This window comes from Myxococcus sp. CA039A (assembly GCF_013336645.1).
Classification (GTDB): Bacteria; Myxococcota; Myxococcia; order Myxococcales; family Myxococcaceae; genus Myxococcus; species Myxococcus llanfairpwllgwyngyllgogerychwyrndrobwllllantysiliogogogochensis.
Genome location: NZ_JABUMQ010000791.1, coordinates 1 through 431, shown reverse-complemented (window position 1 = coordinate 431; position 431 = coordinate 1). Strand labels below are relative to the sequence as shown.

Below are 431 nucleotides of genomic sequence, written 5' to 3'. Positions count from 1 at the left end.
GAAATCACATTGCGAAGTAGTGGTGGCCGCCAACCTGGGGGGCGACCAGACCCTGTACCTGGTGGGCGGCAACGTGATGAACACGGTGGCGATGCGACTGCTGCCGCTGGACCGCACCGGGTTGATCAAGCTGCCGCCGGCGCGCGAACGCAACAGCACCGGCATCGAGCCCAGCTGCACGCCGGGCCGCGAGGACGAATGCAGCTTCAACCGCCAGGACTGGGCAGCGCTGCTGCAGCTGACGGCGACCGCGCCATTGGTGATGCCTTCGCCCTCCGCCGCGCCGATGCAGACGGTGCCGGCGACGGCGCCGTCTAACGTGCCCGCATCACCGATGTCCAGCGAACCGCAGCCACGGCGGTGAGTGCAGCGCTTGATCCAGCGCGCGTTCGCCGCCATCTTTGCCGGATCCACCTCTGACGGCTGACGCC

The 431-nt window shown here is 68.4% G+C and carries 1 protein-coding gene; it reads left to right on the top strand.

Features of this window, described 5'->3' with window-relative positions; all coding sequences use genetic code 11:
* Positions 1-364, top strand: a 364-nt coding sequence (locus tag HR086_RS47610) for a DUF2272 domain-containing protein (protein WP_174468982.1), incomplete at its 5' end; no start/stop codon positions are given.
* Between the last annotated feature and the right edge of the window lie 67 nt (positions 365-431).